This window comes from Pseudomonas sp. MWU16-30323 (assembly GCF_020515595.1).
Taxonomy (GTDB): domain Bacteria; phylum Pseudomonadota; class Gammaproteobacteria; order Pseudomonadales; family Pseudomonadaceae; genus Aquipseudomonas; species Aquipseudomonas yamanorum.
In genome coordinates this window covers 275,298-293,697 of record NZ_JAIWYM010000002.1, presented here as the reverse complement: position 1 = coordinate 293,697, position 18,400 = coordinate 275,298, and the positions used below count along the sequence as shown (strand labels likewise).

Annotated in this window: 16 protein-coding genes; 5 read left to right on the top strand and 11 right to left on the bottom strand. The window is 61.9% G+C overall.

Going from position 1 to position 18,400, the window contains the following annotated elements; all coding sequences use genetic code 11:
* Positions 1-14 precede the first annotated feature (14 nt).
* A complete protein-coding gene (locus LIY45_RS04290) occupies positions 15-554 on the top strand; it encodes a hypothetical protein (RefSeq protein ID WP_226475475.1) in 540 nt (179 codons plus the stop codon).
* A gap of 5 nt (positions 555-559) precedes the next feature.
* On the opposite strand, the gene LIY45_RS04285 is transcribed toward LIY45_RS04290, so the two are convergent.
* Together LIY45_RS04285 and LIY45_RS04280 are read right to left on the bottom strand one after the other, a co-directional pair.
* Positions 560-1,933, bottom strand: a complete 1,374-nt coding sequence (locus tag LIY45_RS04285; RefSeq protein WP_226475474.1) for a DUF3482 domain-containing protein — start codon at positions 1,931-1,933, stop codon at positions 560-562.
* Positions 1,926-3,305: a DUF2868 domain-containing protein gene (locus LIY45_RS04280; RefSeq protein WP_226475473.1), complete on the bottom strand. Its 1,380-nt coding sequence runs from the start codon at positions 3,303-3,305 to the stop codon at positions 1,926-1,928. Before LIY45_RS04280 ends, LIY45_RS04285 begins: the two co-directional genes overlap by 8 nt.
* A gap of 90 nt (positions 3,306-3,395) precedes the next feature.
* Between LIY45_RS04280 and LIY45_RS04275 the strand changes: the two genes are divergently transcribed.
* Positions 3,396-3,908: a dihydrofolate reductase gene (locus LIY45_RS04275; protein ID WP_226475472.1), complete on the top strand. Its 513-nt coding sequence runs from the start codon at positions 3,396-3,398 to the stop codon at positions 3,906-3,908.
* Positions 3,909-4,075: 167 nt separating this feature from the next.
* Here the strand turns inward: LIY45_RS04275 and LIY45_RS04270 are convergent, their stop codons facing one another.
* Positions 4,076-5,467, bottom strand: coding sequence for an L-cystine transporter (locus tag LIY45_RS04270; RefSeq protein ID WP_226475471.1), 1,392 nt, complete (start codon positions 5,465-5,467; stop codon positions 4,076-4,078).
* A gap of 241 nt (positions 5,468-5,708) precedes the next feature.
* Here LIY45_RS04270 and LIY45_RS04265 point away from each other — a divergent pair, with 241 nt between their 5' ends.
* Positions 5,709-6,767: a hypothetical protein gene (locus tag LIY45_RS04265; RefSeq protein ID WP_017476547.1), complete on the top strand. Its 1,059-nt coding sequence runs from the start codon at positions 5,709-5,711 to the stop codon at positions 6,765-6,767.
* 184 nt (positions 6,768-6,951) lie between these two features.
* On the opposite strand, the gene ilvD is transcribed toward LIY45_RS04265, so the two are convergent.
* From ilvD to LIY45_RS04250, 3 genes are all read right to left on the bottom strand, one after another.
* A complete protein-coding gene (gene ilvD, locus LIY45_RS04260) occupies positions 6,952-8,793 on the bottom strand; it encodes a dihydroxy-acid dehydratase (protein WP_017476546.1) in 1,842 nt (613 codons plus the stop codon).
* A 261-nt stretch (positions 8,794-9,054) separates the two neighbouring features.
* Entirely contained in the window at positions 9,055-10,251 is a 1,197-nt protein-coding gene (locus tag LIY45_RS04255) for an MFS transporter (RefSeq protein ID WP_226475470.1), read from the bottom strand.
* Positions 10,252-10,450: 199 nt separating this feature from the next.
* Complete coding sequence (locus tag LIY45_RS04250) at positions 10,451-11,647, bottom strand: class I SAM-dependent rRNA methyltransferase (RefSeq protein ID WP_003213799.1); 1,197 nt, start codon at positions 11,645-11,647, stop codon at positions 10,451-10,453.
* Positions 11,648-11,958: 311 nt separating this feature from the next.
* Here LIY45_RS04250 and LIY45_RS04245 point away from each other — a divergent pair, with 311 nt between their 5' ends.
* Both LIY45_RS04245 and mutM read left to right on the top strand, forming a co-directional pair.
* Complete coding sequence (locus LIY45_RS04245; RefSeq protein WP_173882995.1) at positions 11,959-12,771, top strand: HDOD domain-containing protein; 813 nt, start codon at positions 11,959-11,961, stop codon at positions 12,769-12,771.
* A 21-nt stretch (positions 12,772-12,792) separates the two neighbouring features.
* Positions 12,793-13,605, top strand: a complete 813-nt coding sequence (gene mutM / locus LIY45_RS04240) for a bifunctional DNA-formamidopyrimidine glycosylase/DNA-(apurinic or apyrimidinic site) lyase (RefSeq protein WP_226475469.1) — start codon at positions 12,793-12,795, stop codon at positions 13,603-13,605.
* 133 nt (positions 13,606-13,738) lie between these two features.
* On the opposite strand, the gene LIY45_RS04235 is transcribed toward mutM, so the two are convergent.
* The 5 genes from LIY45_RS04235 to LIY45_RS04215 all read right to left on the bottom strand — a co-directional run bounded on the left by LIY45_RS04235 (position 13,739) and on the right by LIY45_RS04215 (position 18,317).
* On the bottom strand, positions 13,739-13,990 hold the full coding sequence (locus LIY45_RS04235; protein WP_003213796.1) for a YfhL family 4Fe-4S dicluster ferredoxin: 252 nt from the start codon (positions 13,988-13,990) through the stop codon (positions 13,739-13,741).
* A 102-nt stretch (positions 13,991-14,092) separates the two neighbouring features.
* The gene (gene coaD / locus LIY45_RS04230; protein WP_003176711.1) at positions 14,093-14,572 is read right to left on the bottom strand and encodes a pantetheine-phosphate adenylyltransferase; all 480 of its coding nucleotides are present in this window, start codon (positions 14,570-14,572) and stop codon (positions 14,093-14,095) included.
* Between the two features lie 114 nt (positions 14,573-14,686).
* Positions 14,687-16,282 carry a GMC family oxidoreductase gene (locus LIY45_RS04225; RefSeq protein WP_017476542.1) on the bottom strand — a complete coding sequence of 532 codons (1,596 nt, stop codon included), beginning with the start codon at positions 16,280-16,282 and terminating at the stop codon, positions 14,687-14,689.
* Between the two features lie 33 nt (positions 16,283-16,315).
* Positions 16,316-16,861, bottom strand: coding sequence for a twin-arginine translocation pathway signal protein (locus LIY45_RS04220; RefSeq protein WP_226475468.1), 546 nt, complete (start codon positions 16,859-16,861; stop codon positions 16,316-16,318).
* A gap of 28 nt (positions 16,862-16,889) precedes the next feature.
* Complete coding sequence (locus LIY45_RS04215; protein WP_226475467.1) at positions 16,890-18,317, bottom strand: coniferyl aldehyde dehydrogenase; 1,428 nt, start codon at positions 18,315-18,317, stop codon at positions 16,890-16,892.
* Positions 18,318-18,400: the final 83 nt, after the last annotated feature.

Genomic DNA, 18,400 nt, shown 5'->3' with positions numbered 1-18,400 from the left:
AAGGAGCAACACTCATGCGCTACTTGAAAGCCGTCGCCCAGGATATGAGCGGCAATGGACATGCCGACACGGTCATTCTTCATTTTTACCAGCAGCATCCGGGTTGCCCCGATGAACTGATCCACGAGATTTTTGCGGTGGATATGAGCGCTGACGGGCGGGTCGATCTTCAGTGGTCAGAAGACCTGAGTCCGGGCGGCCGGCCGCGAATGCTGGATAAACATCAGGTCGATGCTTTCGCCGACAGCTTTCTGAAGCTGAACTGGTTCAACAAGCGCAGTCATTGGCAGCGCTCGCTGACACTCTACGTTGATCACTTCGCAAAAACCGGAACGCCCAATGCGATCAAGCTGGACTTTCACGAGCGCATCGCTGGCGCCTGTAAAGGTTCGCTGATTTACAAGGCGGCAGCTTTTGACGGAGATGGCGACGGGGTATTGGAGTCATTTACCAACAGTGATATCGACCACGATGGCGTTGCCAATAATGCCGACAAAGAATTGATTCGGTCGCTATGCAAGAGCTTCCTGGCGTTTGAGTGGTTCGAGCAGTAACGGCTTCAGGTTTCATCGAGGTTGGCCGCGAGGGCTTCGATCTGTTCCTGGCGTTCGGCCTGGCTCAACTTGGGGTGCGGGTTGAGGGACGACCACTGCGGATGGGCGCGGGCCTTGTTCAGGGCTTCCGGCAGCTTGCCTTCGCGCCAGGTCTTGTCCTGGGGCGTGTCGACCTTGATGCTGTGGATCGCCGCGTGGCCCCGCAGGTTCAGGGCCTTGAGCAGTTGCCGCTGACGCAGGGCCAACAGGCGCAGCACGCTGTCGTCGACGGTGAGTTCGCGCTGGCCCTTGATCTTGCCCAGCAGGCGGCTGCCGTAACTGCGCGCAGTTTGCAGGGCGCCACCGGCGATGGCGCCGGCGAGGGCCGCAGCGCCGAGGGTCAGGCCGCCCACCAGTAAATCCACACCCGCACCGGCGGCGGCGCCGGCCGCGATGCCGCCACCGACCCGCACACCCAGTTGCTTGAGGGTTTCGGGGTTGAACAGGTCATCACCCCAACGTCCGTCCAGCAGCGGTAAATCGCTGGCGGCGGCGTCTTGCGGGCGGAAGCCGAACAGCTTGAGCAAGGCTTCCACGCAGCGCTGTTCGCGCTGGCGCACGGCTTTGCGCAGTTCACTGATGGCTTGCTGTTCCACTTCGGCTTCGCTGACCACACTGCGGCGGCAGGCGGCGCAGTCGACCAGCAGTTCGGCGATCAGCCGTGCAGCACTTTGCTGGCGAGCCTGGCGCTGGGCTTCCTGATCGAGGATCAGCCGCTCCAGTTGCCCACGGGAATTTTCCAGCAGCAGGGCGAGGCTTTCATAGAGGCGGCGCTCGCCGTCTTCCGGCGGCGCCACGCTGTCGAAACGCACCAGCGCGTGCAGGCCGAGGCGGGCGAGGGCTTCGCGCCAGTCCGGCTCGCGGTGGTCGGCGCTGCTGACAAAATTGAGCACTGGCAGCAACGGTTTGCCACAGCTGGCCAGCACTTGCAGCTCATCGCGGTACTTGGCCAGCACCGGCTCCCGGGCATCTATCACATACAGCCCGGCATCCGAGGCCAGCAGTTGGCGCAGCACCTTGGCTTCCTGTTCGAAGCGTTGCCGGGCTTCGCTGCCCTCCAGAAAACGCGTGAGTCGTGCCGGGCCGTCGAGGCGTTCGCCGGGGCGGTCCAGGCGTTCGAGGTAATCGAGCAGGGCGATGGCATCTTCCAGGCCGGGCGTGTCGTACAGCTCCAGCAAGGCTTCGCCGTCTACCGACAGCCGAGCACCTTCGACATGCCGGGTGGTGCTGGGCCGATGGGACACTTCACCAAAGCCGACGTCTCGCGTGAGGGTGCGCAGCAACGAGGTCTTGCCGACGTTGGTGTGACCCACCACCGCGAGTTTCAGGGGCTTAGTCATGACCGGTCTCCAGCCAAGTGAGCGGCGCGCAATCGGCGAACGGGATCTCCAACTGTTGCAACGCTGTATGCCAGTCACCCAGACGTTCCGCGTCCAGGGCCTGGCCCGCAGGTGCTTGCAGCAGCCAGACGCGGGTGGCGGTGGCGCTGCGGGCCAGTTCGGCGATCAGTGCGAGGCTGCCGCGATCTGGCGAGCGGCGTGGGTCGCAGGCAATCGCCAGGCGTGCGGGCGGGAAGCGCGTCAGTTGCTCCAGCAGTTTGTTGCGGGATTCGCGGCTGTCGAGGATGCCGGCGTCCTTGACGCTGGCCGGGAGCTTCGGCGGCCACGGGCGTTGGTCGTCCAATTCGATGGCTACCAGCAGGGCGCCGTCGCTTTCCAGTTCGCTGACGCCACCGGTCACGTTGTGCAACTGCTCGGGCGCCGCATCGTTGACCCCAAGCCGTTCGCTGCTGGGCATCAGCCGTTCACGCAGTTGGCTGTAGCCGGGCAGGTTAAGGTCGAGGCTCAAGGCGGCACGCCCGCGTTTCCAGCGCCACAGGCACAGCAGCGCGAGGATCAGGCGCGGCAGGATGCCGTACACCAGCAGCACGCCTACCAGCCAGGCGGCCCAGGCCTGGCGGGCGCTTTCGATATTCAGGGCGGCATCGCCGCTGGCGCGGATCATCTCGACGGTGGGCACATTGAAGCCGAGCAAGGCGGGCAGGGCGCCGAGGGTTTGGGTCACGGCGACAAAGGTGTCGGCCCGCAGGATGGTGGTTTCCCACACAAAGCCGTAGCGCCGGGTGGCCAACAGCGTCAGCAGGATCACCATGGCGCTGAGCAGGGCCAGCAGCCACAGGCTGTTGACCAGCACACCGACGGCCCAGCGATTGAGTTTGCGCCGTTGCAGCAACAGCAGCAGGGCGGGCGCCAGTTGCGCGGCCTTGGCGTCGCGGGCGAGTTTTTCGCTGAGCCATAACCACAGGCGGCCGAGGCTGGCGCCGTGTTCACCGGCAAACAACAGGCCCAGGGCCCAGCTCAACAACAGGATCAGGTTCAAACCCAGCAGACTGCCCAAGGCCCAGAACACATTGACCGGCACCAGCCCGTTGCCCAGTGCGGCAAAGGCCAAGCCGGCGCCGCTGATAATGGCAACCACCGCCAGCAGGATCAGCGCCAGGCGTGCGCCTTGCAGCCAGCGGGTCAGGGCGGCGGTCAGGCCATCGCGTTCGGCCAACCACAGCGCGCGGTTTTGAATGCGCGTGGGCAAGTCGCCGCCGGTGCTGCGGGCCAGGCGATTGGCTTCCTGGTCTTCCAGGGCGCCCGCGTGTTCCTCCCGCAGGCGCACGGTTTCGGTCAGCCAGAGTGTTTGCAGGGGGTTCAGAGCTGTCACGCGCCGTCCTGTTGAGCCAGTGAGGTTGGAGCATAACCGCTGGAACGCCGGTTGGGGTATGCCGCGCGCGCCTCTGGTATTCTCGTCGCCATGAAAAAAACTCTCCCTTTAAGCCTGATCGCAGCCCTCGGTGAAAACCGTGTGATCGGCGTCGACAACAGCATGCCCTGGCATTTGCCGGGGGATTTCAAATATTTCAAGGCCACCACCTTGGGCAAGCCGATCATCATGGGGCGCAAGACCTGGGACTCCCTGGGCCGACCGTTGCCGGGCCGGTTGAACATTGTGGTCAGCCGTCAGACCGATCTGGTGCTGGAAGGTGCGGAAGTTTTTCCGTCACTGGACGCGGCCGTGGAGCGGGCTGAGGAATGGGCCAAGGCGCAGGGCGTGGATGAGCTGATGCTGATCGGCGGCGCGCAGTTGTATGCCCAGGGGCTTGCGCAGGCGGACCGCCTGTATTTGACGCGGGTGGCATTGAGCCCGGACGGTGATGCGTGGTTTCCCGAGTTTGATTTGAACCAGTGGAAGCTGGTGTCGAATGTCGAGAATGCGGCAGAGGGTGACAAGCCGGCGTATAACTTCGAAGTCTGGGAAAAAGCCTAAAAACTCATGTGGCGAGGGAGCTTGCTGTGGCGAGGGAGCTTGCTCCCGCTGGGCTGCGAAGCGGCCCTAAAAGCTGATCCCTCAATCTCTCAGAAAACTCGGTCGCCTGCTTTGGGGCTGCTGCGCAGCCCAGCGGGAGCAAGCTCCCTCGCCACAAAGTTCAGCCGTTAAGCCTGCGCCAGTTCCCCATGCTCATCCGCATCCAACAACGCTTTATCCGTCTGCCCCATGATCTGGCTGGTAATCGCCCCGGCCGTCATCGAACCGTTCACGTTCAGCGCGGTACGGCCCATGTCGATCAGCGGCTCGACCGAAATCAGCAGCGCCACCAGTGACACTGGCAAGCCCATCGCCGGCAGCACGATCAGCGCGGCAAACGTCGCACCGCCGCCCACGCCCGCCACGCCGGCCGAACTCAAGGTCACAATCGCCACCAGTGTTGCGATCCACAGCGGATCCAGCGGGTTGATACCCACGGTCGGCGCAACCATCACCGCCAGCATCGCCGGATAAAGGCCCGCACAACCGTTCTGGCCAATTGTCGCGCCAAACGATGCCGCAAAGCCGGCGATGGACTGCGGAATCCCCAGGCGACGGGTCTGCGCTTCAATGCTCAGCGGGATGCTGGCGGCGCTGGAGCGGCTGGTGAAGGCGAACGTCAGCACCGGCCAGACCTTGCGGAAGAACCGCAGCGGGTTGATCCCGGCCAGGGACAGCAGCAGGCCATGCACCACAAACATCAGGCCCAGGGCCAGGTACGACACCACCACAAAACTGCCGAGCTTGATGATGTCTTGCAGGTTGGAGCTGGCGACCACTTTGGTCATCAGCGCCAATACGCCGTACGGGGTCAGCTTCATCACCAGGCGCACCAGGCGCATCACCCAGGCTTGCAGGGTGTCGATGGCGTTGAGGACTTTCTGGCCTTTTTCCACGTCATCCTTGAGCAGTTGCAGCGCGGCAACCCCGAGGAATGCGGCAAAGATCACCACACTGATGATCGACGTCGGCTTGGCCCGGGCCAGGTCGGCGAACGGGTTCTGCGGGATGAACGACAGCAGCAGTTGCGGGATATTCAGGTCGGCAACCTTGCCCGCGTAATCACTCTGGATCACTTGCAGGCGTGCCATTTCCTGGGTGCCGGCCACCAGGCCTTCGGCGGTGAGGCCGAACAGGTTGGTCAGGCCGATACCGATCAGCGCCGCAATCGCCGTGGTGAACAGCAGCGTGCCGATGGTCAGGAAGCTGATCTTGCCCAGGGACGAGGCGTTATGCAGGCGGGCCACGGCGCTGAGGATCGAGGCGAACACCAGCGGGATCACGATCATTTGCAGCAACTGCACGTAACCGTTGCCGACCAGGTCGAACCAGCCGATCGAGGCCTTGAGCACCGGGTTGCCGGCACCGTAGATCGCGTGCAGCACCACACCGAAGATCACGCCGAGGACCAACGCAAACAACACCTTCTTGGCGAGGCTCCAGTTGGTTCGGCGGGTTTGTGCCAGGCCCAGCAACAGGGCCACGAACACCAGTAAGTTGAGAATCAGGGGCAGATTCATTGAAGCTCCGTTGAGAAGGCAGCCAATCGCAGGAGCCTGCGATTGCGAACCGGCAAGCCTAACAGCTTGAAATATATTGATTTAATAACGTTATCGCATGGTGACTGTCGTTTTTGGAATAAGCGGTTGACGCGCAGGCGTATGGCATTGGCGCGATCACGACGAAAGCGGTCGCGCTCGGGCGATAACTGTCACACAGATTTGTTAGCGTCGATGTCTTTCACTCAGGGAGAAAACGCACATGAAGCTAGCGCCGAAACTGTTTGCCGCCGCGCTGTGCCTGGGCCTTGCGAGCCAGGCCTTTGCCGCCACCGAGTTGAAACACTGGCCGGCGGCTGCCGCCAAGCAACTGGACACGATGATTGCCGCCAATGCCAACAAGGGCAACTTCGCGGTATTCGACATGGACAACACCAGTTACCGCTACGACCTTGAAGAGTCATTGCTGCCGTACTTGGAAAACAAGGGCCTGATCACCCGCGACACCATGGACCCTTCCCTGAAGCTGATCCCGTTCAAAGACACCGCCGACCACAAGGAAAGCCTGTTCAGTTACTACTATCGCCTCTGCGAAGTCGACGACATGGTCTGCTACCCGTGGGTCGCGCAGATTTTCTCCGGCTTCACCCTCAAGGAACTCAAGGGCTACGTCGACGAGATGATGGCGTCGGGCAAGCCGGTGCCGGTCACCTACTACGAAGGTGACGTGGTCAAGAATATGGAAGTGCAGCCGCCGAAAGTCTTCACCGGCCAGGCTGAGCTGTACAACAAGCTGATGGAAAACGGCATTGAGGTCTACGTGATGACCGCCGCGTCCGAGGAACTGGTGCGCATGGTCGCGGCCGATCCGAAGTACGGCTACAACGTCAAACCCGAGAACGTCATCGGCGTGAGCACGCTGCTCAAGGACCGCAAGACCGGCGAGCTGACCACCGCGCGCAAACAGATCGCCGCCGGCAAGTATGACGAGAAGGCCAACCTCGGCCTGGAACTGACCCCGTACCTGTGGACCCCGGCGACCTGGATGGCCGGCAAGCACGCGGCGATCCTGACCTACATCGACGAGTGGAAAAAACCGGTGATCGTCGGTGGCGACACGCCGACCAGTGACGGCTACATGCTGTTCCATGACGTGGACGTGGCCAAGGGCGGCATCCACCTGTGGGTCAACCGCAAGGATAAGTACATGACGCAGCTCAACGGCATGATGGCCAAGCACGCAGCGGCCCAGGCCAAGGAAGGGTTGCCGGTGACCGCGGATAAAAACTGGGTGATCGTCAAGCCGGACGAGATTCAGTAACACCGCGATCAGTGTGGGAGCTGGCTTGCCTGCGATGGCGGTGTGTCTGTCGGCAGATGTATCAACTGACAGATTGCTATCGCAGGCAAGCCAGCTCCCACATTTTTTGATCTCCTGTGTTCTGGGGATTTTCTCCAGGCAAAAAAATGCCCCGCACCTGGCGGGGCATTTTTATGGGCGAGTCTTACAGACCGTCCAGCATCGCCTTGTTACGCACCGCACCCTTGTCGGCACTGGTGGCCAGCAGGGCGTAAGCCTTCAACGCGGTAGTGACTTTACGCGGACGCTTCTCTACCGGCTTCCAGCCTTTCTTGTCCTGCTCGACCCGGCGTGCCGCCAGCTCTTCATCGCTGATCAACAGGTTGATCGAGCGGTTCGGAATGTCGATCAGCACCTTGTCGCCATCCTGCACCAGGCCGATAGCGCCGCCAGCAGCGGCTTCCGGCGAAGCGTGGCCGATGGACAGGCCCGAGGTACCGCCGGAGAAACGGCCGTCGGTGAGCAAGGCGCAGGCTTTGCCCAGGCCTTTGGATTTCAGGTACGACGTCGGGTAGAGCATCTCTTGCATGCCCGGGCCGCCTTTCGGGCCTTCGTAACGGATGATGACGATGTCGCCTTCCTTCACTTCGTCAGCGAGGATGCCGCGTACCGAGCTGTCCTGGCTTTCGTAGATCTTGGCGCGGCCTTCGAACACGTGGATCGATTCGTCGACACCGGCGGTTTTCACTACACAGCCATCGAGGGCGATGTTGCCGTACAGCACGGCCAGGCCGCCTTCTTTCGAATAGGCATGCTCGACACTGCGGATGCAGCCGTTTTCACGGTCGTCGTCGAGGGTTTCCCAACGGGTCGACTGGCTGAACGCGGTTTGCGTCGGGATGCCGGCCGGGCCTGCCTTGAAGAAGTGATGCACGGCTTCGTCGGTGGTCTGGGTGATGTCCCACTTGGCGATGCCTTCGGCCAGGGATTTGCTGTGCACGGTCGGCAGGTCGGTGTGCAGCAAGCCGCCACGGGCCAGGGAACCGAGGATCGAGAAGATCCCGCCGGCGCGGTGCACGTCTTCCATGTGGTACTTCTGGATGTTCGGCGCGACTTTGCACAGTTGCGGCACGTGGCGCGACAGGCGGTCGATGTCCCGCAGGTCGAAGTCGATCTCGGCTTCTTGCGCGGCGGCCAGCAAGTGCAGGATGGTGTTGGTGGAACCGCCCATGGCGATGTCCAGGGTCATGGCGTTTTCGAACGCCTTGAAGTTGGCGATGTTGCGCGGCAACACCGACTCATCGTTCTCGGTGTAGTAGCGCTTGCACAGCTCGACGATGGTGCGGCCTGCCTGCAGGAACAGTTGCTCGCGGTCGCTGTGGGTGGCCAGTGTCGAGCCGTTGCCCGGCAAGGCCAGGCCCAGGGCTTCCACCAGGCAGTTCATCGAGTTGGCGGTGAACATGCCGGAGCACGAACCGCAGGTAGGGCAGGCGCTGCGCTCGTATTCCGCAACCTTCTCGTCAGAAGCGCTGGAATCGGCGGCGATGACCATGGCGTCGACCAGGTCGAGGCCGTGGGAGGCGAGCTTGGTCTTGCCGGCTTCCATCGGGCCGCCGGAGACGAAGATCACCGGGATGTTCAGGCGCAGGGCGGCCATCAGCATGCCGGGGGTGATCTTGTCGCAGTTGGAGATGCACACAATGGCGTCGGCGCAGTGGGCGTTGACCATGTATTCCACGGAGTCGGCGATGATCTCGCGGCTCGGCAGGGAATACAGCATGCCGTCATGGCCCATGGCGATGCCGTCGTCCACGGCGATGGTGTTGAATTCTTTCGCTACACCGCCGGCGCGTTCGATCTCGCGGGCGACCAGTTGGCCCAGGTCCTTGAGGTGGACGTGGCCGGGTACGAACTGGGTGAACGAGTTGGCAATCGCGATGATCGGCTTTTTGAAGTCGTCATCTTTCATCCCCGTGGCGCGCCACAGTGCGCGGGCGCCGGCCATGTTGCGGCCGTGGGTGGATGTTTTCGAGCGGTAATCAGGCATTGGAGCACTCCGGGCGGCTAATCAAGTACTAAAGGGGAGTGAGCTTCTAATTGACGACTGGAACACCCGAAAAATGGCCGTGTGTCCGGAAGTTGCCACTCGCGTCGCGGGATCGCCGCTTGCTTGGGCCTCGAGCTCATAAACCCGCCGGGGGATGACTGGCGATGAATAGGTCCGATTCTACACCGCTGGCGGCCGGAGGGAATGGCCGCCAGCGTGTAGATAGCGCTTACGAGACGTGTGGGTGTGCAAGTTTCATGGTCAGCGACCGACCCGGGCGTTCGTCATCACGCCCCAAACGCTGAAGACGATGAAGCTGATGGCGATGGTCATCAGCAGGTTGGCCCCCGCTTGGGCGAGGGCGGCGCTGCTGACGGCGGCGGTGATGAACATGATGCTGTTGCCGGCCGACGCGGCGGTGCCGGCGCTGCTGGAGAACAGCAACATGGCCGCGGAAATCGCGGCAGGGCGTACCAGGGTCACGGCCAGGGCGCTGATCAGCATCGGGATCAGCAGGGTGATGGTGGTGATAGCTCCAAGACCGACGATCAGCATCAGAAGCACGCCTGCGATGAGCAGCAATCCAAGGCCGATGTTGATTTGCCGGGACAGCGAAATGCGTTTTTGAAGATACGACGCCGCCAAGCCACCGAGCAGATAGGCCACGCCATACACCATGAGTACCAGTGCGTACTGGTATTCGGAGAGTTTCAACGAGTCCATGAAAATCAACGGTGTCACGCTGATCAAAGCGAAGTAGCAGGCGAACACCAACGCGGCGATCCACCAGTAACGCAGGAAGTCGCGATTGGTCGCGACATCTTTCAGCGTGCCGATGATCGACACCGGCGTGCGGTGCGGGCTGGCGGACTTGGAGGGCAGTAGGCAGAACGCATGGATCAACATGCCCAACGCCATCAGTGCGAACCCATAGAAACTACCTTGCCAGTCGAAGGTGGTTTGCAACCAGGAACCGATCAGCGGTGACAAGGCGACGAACGAGCCGCTCAGGGTCATGTAGTAGAGGCGCACACGGGCTCGGTCCTGTTCTTCGAACAGGTCCTCCACTAACGCGTGGCCCAGTACGAAGAAGCCGCAACCCATGGCCTGGACCGAGCGAAACAGCAGGAAGCTCAGGTAGTCCGTCGATAATGCGCAACCTATCGCACCCAGGATCGACAGCGTGATGCAACCGAGCAGGACTTCCTTGCGGCCCCATTTATCCGACAGCGGGCCGGCGACCAGTTGGGAAATCGAAAAAACCAGCGTGAACAGGCTGATGGACAGCGCGACATCTGCGCTGGGCATGTCGAATCGGGCGGCAAGGGCCGGGAATGAGGGCAGCAGGATATTGATCGGGAAAAAGCTGATCAGCGAAATGCAGGTGATGAGGATGAAGCGCGAGAGGTGTTGGCGTTTTACGTGGCCGTGGGGCGGCGAATAAGAGGACGCAGACATTGTTGTTATTTTCCGGAGTAAAACCAGAAACCGATACTAGTCTGCGAAAGGGGGAATTCAATCAAAACCGTTGCGGGAAGCTATATGGACTTGTGTGGGAGCCGGGCTTGCCCGCGATGCAAGCACCTCGGTATGTCAGATACCCTGCGATGATGCTATCGCAGGCAAGCCAGCTCCCACATTTGGTCCGCGATGTTACTTAGCTATTCGGCAACAACCGGCAAGTAATGCTCTTGATATACCGGGTCTCGGCAATCGCCGGGTGCACCGGGTGATCCGGGCCCTGGCCGCCGCGTTCCAGCATCTGGATATTGCGGTCCAGGTGACGGGCGCTGGTCAGCAGGATGTTTTGCAGGTCGTCTTCCGGCAAGTGCATCGAGCACGACGCGCTGACCAGGATGCCGTCCTTGCTGAGCAGGCGCATGGCTTGCTCGTTCAGGCGGCGGTAGGCGCCTTCGCCGTTCTTCATGTCTTTCTTGCGCTTGATGAAGGCAGGCGGGTCGGCCACGATCACGTCGAAACGCTCTTCGCTGGCTTTCAGCTCTTTGAGGGCTTCGAACACGTCGCCTTCGATGCAGGTCATCTTCTCGGCAACACCGTTCAGTGCCGCGTTGCGCTCCACGCCGTCGAGGGCGAAGGCGGAAGCGTCGACGCAGAACACTTCACTGGCGCCGAAGGCGGCCGCTTGCACGCCCCAGCCGCCGATGTAGCTGTACAGGTCAAGTACGCGCTTGCCTTTGGCATACGGGGCCAGGCGGGCGCGGTTCATGCGGTGGTCGTAGAACCAGCCGGTTTTCTGGCCCTGGATCACTGGCGCTTCGAACTTCACGCCGTTTTCTTCCAGGGCAACCCACTCCGGCACCAGGCCGAACACGGTTTCGACGTAGCGGTTGAGGCCTTCGGCATCACGCGCGGCAGAGTCGTTCTTGAACAGGATGCCGCTTGGCTTGAGCACTTGGGTCAGTGCGGCGATCACGTCTTCCTTGTGGGCTTCCATGGTCGCCGAAGCGATCTGCACCACCAGGATGTCGCCGAAACGGTCGACCACCAGGCCTGGCAGCAGGTCGGAATCGCCGTACACCAGGCGGTAGAACGGTTTGTCGAACAGACGGTCACGCAGGGACAGGGCCACGTTGATGCGGTGTACCAGCAGCGACTTGTCCAGTGGCAGCTTGATGTCGCGGGACAGCAAGCGCGCGCAGATCAGGTTGTTCGGGCTCATGGCCACGATGCCGAGGGTCTTGCCGCCGGCTGCTTCCAGGATCGCCTGGTCGCCTGCCTGGAAGCCGTGAAGAGGTGTGGCGGCCACATCGATTTCGTTGCTGTAGACCCACAGGTGGCCGTTGCGCAAACGACGATCGGCGTTGGCTTTGAGACGCAGGCTTGGCAGGGACATGACGTCGCTCCGGAAAAAAGAGCGGGAGTATACCGTGTTGTGCGGTCCTTGGCGGCGCCGCCGGACATGTGGGTTGTGATGTCCCTGTGGGCTGGCTTGCCTGGGATAGCATCACCTCGGTTACCTGAAAGACCGAGCCGTCTGCATCGCAGGCAAGCCCGCTCCCACATTCGGTCCGGTTTCAGTTCGGGTTTTTGAGGTGTCAGCCCGGTTGCCATAAAGGTTAGAATCGCCGCCTAGTCCAGAGTGTGCCCCCTATGTCCCAAGAGCTATCCGCCGAACAGATCCAACAGAGCCTCCAAGGCATCAGCGTGCCGCCTCAACCGCAAATCATGGTGGATTTGCAGATGGAGCAGTACATGCCTGATCCGGACCTGGAAGTGATCGCCCGGCTGATCGCCCAGGACCCGGGCCTTTCCGGCTCGCTGCTGAAAATCGTCAACTCGCCGTATTACGGGCTGAGCAACAAGATTGTCTCGATCCAGCGCGCGGTGAACCTGCTGGGCAGCCGCTCCATCGTCAACCTGATCAACGCGCAGTCGATCAAGGGCGAGATGAGCGACGACACCATCGTCACCCTCAACCGTTTCTGGGACACCGCCCAGGACGTGGCCATGACCTGCCTGGCCCTGGCCAAGCGCACCGGCAGCCAGGCGGTCGATGAAGCCTACGCGTTGGGGCTGTTCCACGATTGCGGCGTGCCGCTGATGCTCAAACGTTTCCCGAACTACATGAGCGTGCTGGAAGAGGCCTATGCCAACGCCGGCCCGGAATGCCGTGTGGTCGACACCGAGAACCAGGCGTTCAACACCAACCATGCCGTGGTGGGTTACTACACCGCCAAATCCTGGCGCCTGCCGGAACATGTGACCGATGCCATCGCCAATCACCACAATGCCCTGGCGATCTTCAGCGACGAGTCCAACCACAAGCCGCAGCTGAAAAACCTGCTGGCGATCCTGAAAATGGCCGAGCACATTTGTGCGTCCTACCGCGTGCTGGGCAACCAGGTGGATGACCATGAGTGGAACGCCATCGGCCCGCTGGTGCTGGACCATATCGGCCTGTCGGACTACGACTTCGAGAGTTTGAAGTTGTCGATCCGCGAGCTGGGCGCGCACTAACCCTTTCTCCAAGAGGTACACATGCCCGAGTTACCGGAAGTCGAAACCACCCGGCGCGGAATTGCGCCGCATCTGGAAGGCCAGCGGGTCAGCCGTGTGGTGGTGCGTGAGCGGCGCCTGCGCTGGCCGATCCCGGAAGACCTGGATGTGCGGCTTTCCGGGCAACGGATCGTGCTGGTGGAACGGCGGGCCAAGTACCTGTTGATCAATGCCGAAGTCGGCACCTTGATCAGCCATTTGGGCATGTCGGGCAACTTGCGCCTGGTGGAGGCCGGCAGCCCGGCGGCCAAGCATGAACATGTGGATATAGAACTGGAGTCGGGCCTGGCCCTGCGCTACACCGACCCGCGACGCTTTGGCGCGATGCTCTGGAGCCTCGACCCGCTGAACCATGAGCTGCTGATCCGCCTGGGGCCGGAGCCGTTGACCGACCTGTTTGACGGCGAGCGGCTGTTCCAGCTGTCCCGTGGACGCTCGATGGCGGTGAAGCCGTTCATCATGGACAACGCGGTGGTGGTGGGGGTGGGCAACATCTACGCGACGGAGGCGCTGTTTGCCGCCGGGATTGATCCGCGTCGGGAAGCCAAGGGCATTTCCCGTGGGCGTTACCTGAAGCTGGCGATCGAGATCAAACGCATCCTGGCGGCGGCCATCGAGCGCGGCGGCACCACGCTGCGGGACTTTATCGGCGGCGACGGGCAGCCGGGGTATTTCCAGCAGGAATTGTTCGTTTATGGCCGTGGTGGCGAGGCGTGCAAGGTCTGTGGGACCGAATTGCGCAGCGTGACGCTGGGACAGCGGGCAAGTGTGTTTTGCCCGCGGTGCCAGAGCTGACAATTTGTGGTGCTGCTGATGGCCTCTTCGCGAGCAAGCCCGCTCCCACATTCGTCCGAGTTCCACCTTTGGAATGCAGTCGAAGGTGGGAGCGGGCTTGCTCGCGAAGGGGTCTAATGAAGCGCCAAGGGACTTAGGCCTTCCCGGTAATCAACCGGTACTTCTCCATCAGTTGCTCTTCCGTCTCCGGATGAGCCTCGTCCAGCGGAATGCAATCCACCGGGCAGACCTGCTGGCACTGGGGTTCGTCGTAGTGGCCGACACACTGGGTGCACAGGTTGGGGTCGATCACGTAGATCTCTTCACCCTGGGAAATGGCAGCGTTCGGGCACTCGGGTTCGCAGACGTCGCAGTTGATGCAATCGTCGGTGATGATCAGGGACATGGAAACTCCTGCCAGGGCTGTCAGCCAAGGCATCTGAAAACGAATGCGCGCAATTGTGCCGCATTGACGCCCGCAGTGCGAGCGGGCGCCGATTGAGCGGTCTTACTTCTTGAAGCGCAGCGTCAGCGCATCCGCCACAGCCGGGTGCACAAACTTGGTGATATCCCCGCCCAACGCCGCGATTTCTCGCACCAATGTCGAGGAAATGAACGAATAACGCTCCGACGGTGTAAGAAACAGGCTTTCCACGTCCGGCGCCAGTTGGCGGTTCATGTTGGCCAGCTGGAATTCGTATTCGAAGTCCGACACCGCTCGCAGGCCGCGCAGGAAGACATTGGCGTTCTGTTCCTTGGCAAAGTGCGCCAGCAGCGTCGAGAAGCCGACCACTTCAACGTTGGGCAGATGCTTGGTGACCTCACGGGCCAGCTCCACGCGCTGTTCCAGGGGAAACAGCGGGTTTTTCTTGGGGCTGGCAGCGACCGCGATAATCACATGGTCGAACAAGCGCGAGGCGCGTTCGACCAGATCGCCATGGCCCTTGGTGATTGGGTCGAAGGTACCTGGGTACAACACTCGGTTCATCGCGTCGTCCTGGCGGAGTCCGTTGGGGAACCGGATGGTATCGCAGCCATCCCGGTCGGCCAAGTCAACTTATTCAGAAGAAAGCACTATAGACACCGCGAATACCCGGTTTTTTCAGGCCGTTTTCAGACGTTCGGCCAATGCTGTCGCCAGTTGCGCGGTCAATCCATACACCGATAGCTGCGGGTTAGCCCCAATGCTGGTAGGGAATAGCGAGCCATCGTGGATCGACAAGTTGCGCAGTTGGTGATGGCGCCCAAGGCTGTCGGCCACCGCGTTTTTCGGTTCTTCACCCATGGCGCAACCGCCCATCACATGCGCGCTGCCGAGCCGCGTGCGATGCAATTCGAGGTTCAGGCCGTCAATCATGCTGCGGGCTTCGGCCAGCGTGTTCACGTAGCGCGCATCCCCGTGCAGCGGCATGACCGACTTGGCGCCGCCGGCAAACTGAATCTCCGCCATGCTGTGGAACGCCCGGCGCAGGCCGTCCCAGGCGTAGGGCGAGACCTGATAATCGAGCACCGGGGTGCCATCGCCGCGCAATTCAACGGTGCCGCCCGGGCTGTCGGGGTGGAAACCGTCGCGCAAGAGGGCAAGCATTGCGTGGGTCTTGGGCAGTTGGCCCATATCCAGCGCGTTCTGCGTGCCGTAGCCGCCAAGCAAGGTACTGGCGAGGCCCGGATGCAGCGGCGGTACTTCGAGCTTGTAGGACATTTTGCCGGTAGTGCCGTCCTGCCATTGGAAGTGGTCGGAATAGATCGACTGCGGCGCCCCGTAGAACGGGTTGATCACCTCGTCGAACAGCCCGGCGGAAAAATTCACCAGGTGCAGAAAGGTCCGTTTGCCCAGGCGCGAGTGGGGGTCGGGTGCATCGGAACGAAGCAGCAGCGCCGGGCTGTTGATGCCGCCGCCGGCCAGTACGTAGTGCTTGGCCTTGACCGTGATTTTGCGGCCTGTCGGTGCCACGCAATACTGATCCATGGCCACACATTCGAGGCTGGTGATGCTGTCACCGCTGAACTTCAGGCGTTCGGCACGGGCCAGGTACAGCAGTTCGCCACCTTTCTCCAGGGTGGACGGAATGGTGGTCACCAGCATCGATTGCTTGGCATTGACCGGGCAACCCATGCCGCAATACCCCAGGTTGAAACAGCCGCGCACATTGCGCGGGATCACGTGCCAGCTGTAGCCGAGCTTTTCGCAGCCTTTGCGGATCACGTCATTGTTGGCGTTCGGCGGCATCGCCCAGGGCGCGATGCCCAGGCGCTGTTCCATTTTTTCAAACCAGGGCGCCATCTCGGCGCTGCTGTGGCCCTTGACCGCGTACTCGCTGGCCCAATGGGCGAGGGTCGGGTCCGGGGTGCGGAAACTGGAGGTCCAGTTGATCAGCGTGGTGCCGCCGACCGCGCGGCCCTGCAGGATGGTGATGGCGCCGTCCTTGCTCATGCGGCCAATGCCTTCCTGGTACAGGGTGGCGTAGGCCTCGTCCTCCAGCAGCTTGAAGTCGTTGCTGGTTTTCAGCGGGCCTTCTTCGATCAACAGCACCTTGTAGCCGGCGGCGCTGAGGATTTCGGCGGTGGTGCCGCCGCCGGCGCCGCTGCCGATGATTGCGACGTCAGCTTCCAGGGTCAGGTCCTGGTCGAGGGCGGCGCCATTGTGGGTTTTCCAGCCGCGGGCCATGCCATCGCGGAACAGATCAGGTACGGGCATCAGGGTCGTCTCTTGTTTTTATCGGGATGCGAATCAGATTTTCGGTGGGCCGGGGTAGCCGCAATGCGCCCAGGACTCGGGGCGGAAATACCAGGCCATGATCACCAGTTTGAGCAACGAGCACTGGCCCATGCGCAGCAGGTTCAGGTAGCTGTTTTCCCAGCGGTGCAGGAAGTTGCGGATCTGCTCGGCGCTGGCGTTTTCCCAACTGCCCCACACGCCGGTCAGCGGTCCACGGGTGACCGCCATGCCCAGTACGTCGAACAGTTGCTGGGTCAGCTTGAACATCTCGGGCGAGAGGTGTTGCAGGCTGAAATCGAGTTTTTTCAGGGTGTCGTCGATGCCGGCCACCACCACCTCGGCGCTGGCCACGCCCTCCAGCAGCACCGGGATCACTGCCCGCAAAAACGGCAGGTCACTGCTGCGCAACATCGCAAAGCCGCTGGCCGGGGTGCTGCTGGAGCAGCCGCTGAGGCTGGCGCCCAGCCCGGCGGTGGCCAGGAAGGCGCTGGCGCACAGGCCGAGTTTCAAGACGCCGCGCCGTGACAGCGCGGGTGATTCAGTCAGGCTAGGGTTCATTCTTATTGTTATCCCGGTGATGGGTGTGTTAGCGGACGAATAGCTTCTGGATCAACTTCTGGATGGATTTGCCATAGGGCGGGTAAATCAGCTTGGCGGCGTTCAGGCGTTGCTTGATCAACACACCCTTGGCCTTGCTGAAGGTCAGGAAGCCTTCATGGCCGTGGTAGTGGCCCATGCCCGACGGGCCGATGCCGCCGAAGGGCATGTCGTCCTGGGCCACGTGCAGCAAGGTATCGTTCAGGCACACGCCGCCGGAATGGGTCTCGTGCAGTACGCGGTCCTGTTCAGCCTTGTTGTAGCCGAAGTAATACAGCGCCAATGGGCGAGGGCGCTGATTGATGTAGGCGAAGGCCTGGTCGAGACCGCGATACGGCACGATCGGCAGCACCGGGCCGAAGATTTCCTCCTGCATCACCGTCATGTCGTCGCTGACATTCAGCAGCAGGCTGTGGGCCATGCGCCGGTCCTGGCCCTGGTCGTACAGCGGGACCAGGGTGGCCCCCTTGTCGGTGGCGTCTTTCACGTAGCCGTTGAGCCGGGCCAGTTGTCGTTCGTTGATGATGGCGGTGTAGTCCGGGTTGTCGGCCAGGGTCGGGTAAAACCCGCGAACCGCCTTGCTGTAGGCCTCGACGAAACCGTCCACACGGTCTTCCGGCACCAGCACGTAGTCCGGTGCCACGCAGGTTTGCCCGGCATTCAGCGCCTTGCCGAAGGCGATGCGTTCGGCGGCGTCCTTGAGCGGCACGTCGGCGGAAACAATCGCCGGTGACTTGCCGCCCAGTTCCAGGGTGACCGGTGTCAGGTGTTCGGCCGCCGCGCGCATCACGTGCTTGCCGATGCTGGTGGCCCCGGTGAACAACAGGTGATCGAAGCGCAACTTGGAAAACGCCATGCCGACTTCCGCTTCGCCGAGCACTACGCACACCAGGTCTTCGGGGAAGATCTTCGCCAGCAGCGCCTTGAGCAACTGGCCGGTGGCGGGGGTGGATTCGCTGAGCTTGAGCATCACCCGGTTGCCGGCCGCCAACGCGCCCACCAGCGGGCCGATGGCCAGGTACAACGGGTAGTTCCAAGGTACGATCACCCCGACCACGCCCAGCGGTTGATAGATAACCTTGGCCGACGCGGGCTGGAAGGCGATGCCCACAGCGCGGCGGGAAGGTTTCATCCAGCCCTTGAGGTGTTTGCTGGCGTAGTGAATGCCATGCAGGCTGGGCATCAATTCGGCGAACAGGGTTTCGTCGGCGCTGCGGTGGCTGAAATCACTGCTGATGGCGTTGATCAGCGCCTGGCGCTCATCGCTCAGCAGGTCGCGCAAGGCCTTGAGCCATTGCTGACGCTGGGCAGCGGGCGGCATCGGGTTGGCCGCGTAGGCCCGGCGTTGAGCGTCGAACAGGTCCTGGAGCTGGTCCAGCGCCTGGGAATCTTGCAGGTAGGCAACGTTGGCAGACATGGCGAAGTTCCCGGTTGTTATTGGAATGCTTCATTTATTAGAGTCATTACTCTAAATTGTCAAATAACATTGCACGTACGTGC

What these genes read in the sequence shown, in the direction of transcription:
- LIY45_RS04290 (WP_226475475.1), top strand. Translation starts at nt 15, where the DNA reads ATGCGCTACTTGAAAGCCGTCGCCCAGGATATGAGCGGCAATGGACAT.
- LIY45_RS04285 (WP_226475474.1), bottom strand. Translation starts at nt 1,933, where the DNA reads ATGACTAAGCCCCTGAAACTCGCGGTGGTGGGTCACACCAACGTCGGC.
- LIY45_RS04275 (WP_226475472.1), top strand. Translation starts at nt 3,396, where the DNA reads ATGAAAAAAACTCTCCCTTTAAGCCTGATCGCAGCCCTCGGTGAAAAC.
- LIY45_RS04270 (WP_226475471.1), bottom strand. Translation starts at nt 5,467, where the DNA reads ATGAATCTGCCCCTGATTCTCAACTTACTGGTGTTCGTGGCCCTGTTG.
- LIY45_RS04265 (WP_017476547.1), top strand. Translation starts at nt 5,709, where the DNA reads ATGAAGCTAGCGCCGAAACTGTTTGCCGCCGCGCTGTGCCTGGGCCTT.
- ilvD (WP_017476546.1), bottom strand. Translation starts at nt 8,793, where the DNA reads ATGCCTGATTACCGCTCGAAAACATCCACCCACGGCCGCAACATGGCC.
- LIY45_RS04255 (WP_226475470.1), bottom strand. Translation starts at nt 10,251, where the DNA reads ATGTCTGCGTCCTCTTATTCGCCGCCCCACGGCCACGTAAAACGCCAA.
- LIY45_RS04250 (WP_003213799.1), bottom strand. Translation starts at nt 11,647, where the DNA reads ATGTCCCTGCCAAGCCTGCGTCTCAAAGCCAACGCCGATCGTCGTTTG.
- mutM (WP_226475469.1), top strand. Translation starts at nt 12,793, where the DNA reads ATGCCCGAGTTACCGGAAGTCGAAACCACCCGGCGCGGAATTGCGCCG.
- LIY45_RS04235 (WP_003213796.1), bottom strand. Translation starts at nt 13,990, where the DNA reads ATGTCCCTGATCATCACCGACGATTGCATCAACTGCGACGTCTGCGAA.
- coaD (WP_003176711.1), bottom strand. Translation starts at nt 14,572, where the DNA reads ATGAACCGAGTGTTGTACCCAGGTACCTTCGACCCAATCACCAAGGGC.
- LIY45_RS04225 (WP_017476542.1), bottom strand. Translation starts at nt 16,282, where the DNA reads ATGCCCGTACCTGATCTGTTCCGCGATGGCATGGCCCGCGGCTGGAAA.
- LIY45_RS04220 (WP_226475468.1), bottom strand. Translation starts at nt 16,861, where the DNA reads ATGAACCCTAGCCTGACTGAATCACCCGCGCTGTCACGGCGCGGCGTC.
- LIY45_RS04215 (WP_226475467.1), bottom strand. Translation starts at nt 18,317, where the DNA reads ATGTCTGCCAACGTTGCCTACCTGCAAGATTCCCAGGCGCTGGACCAG.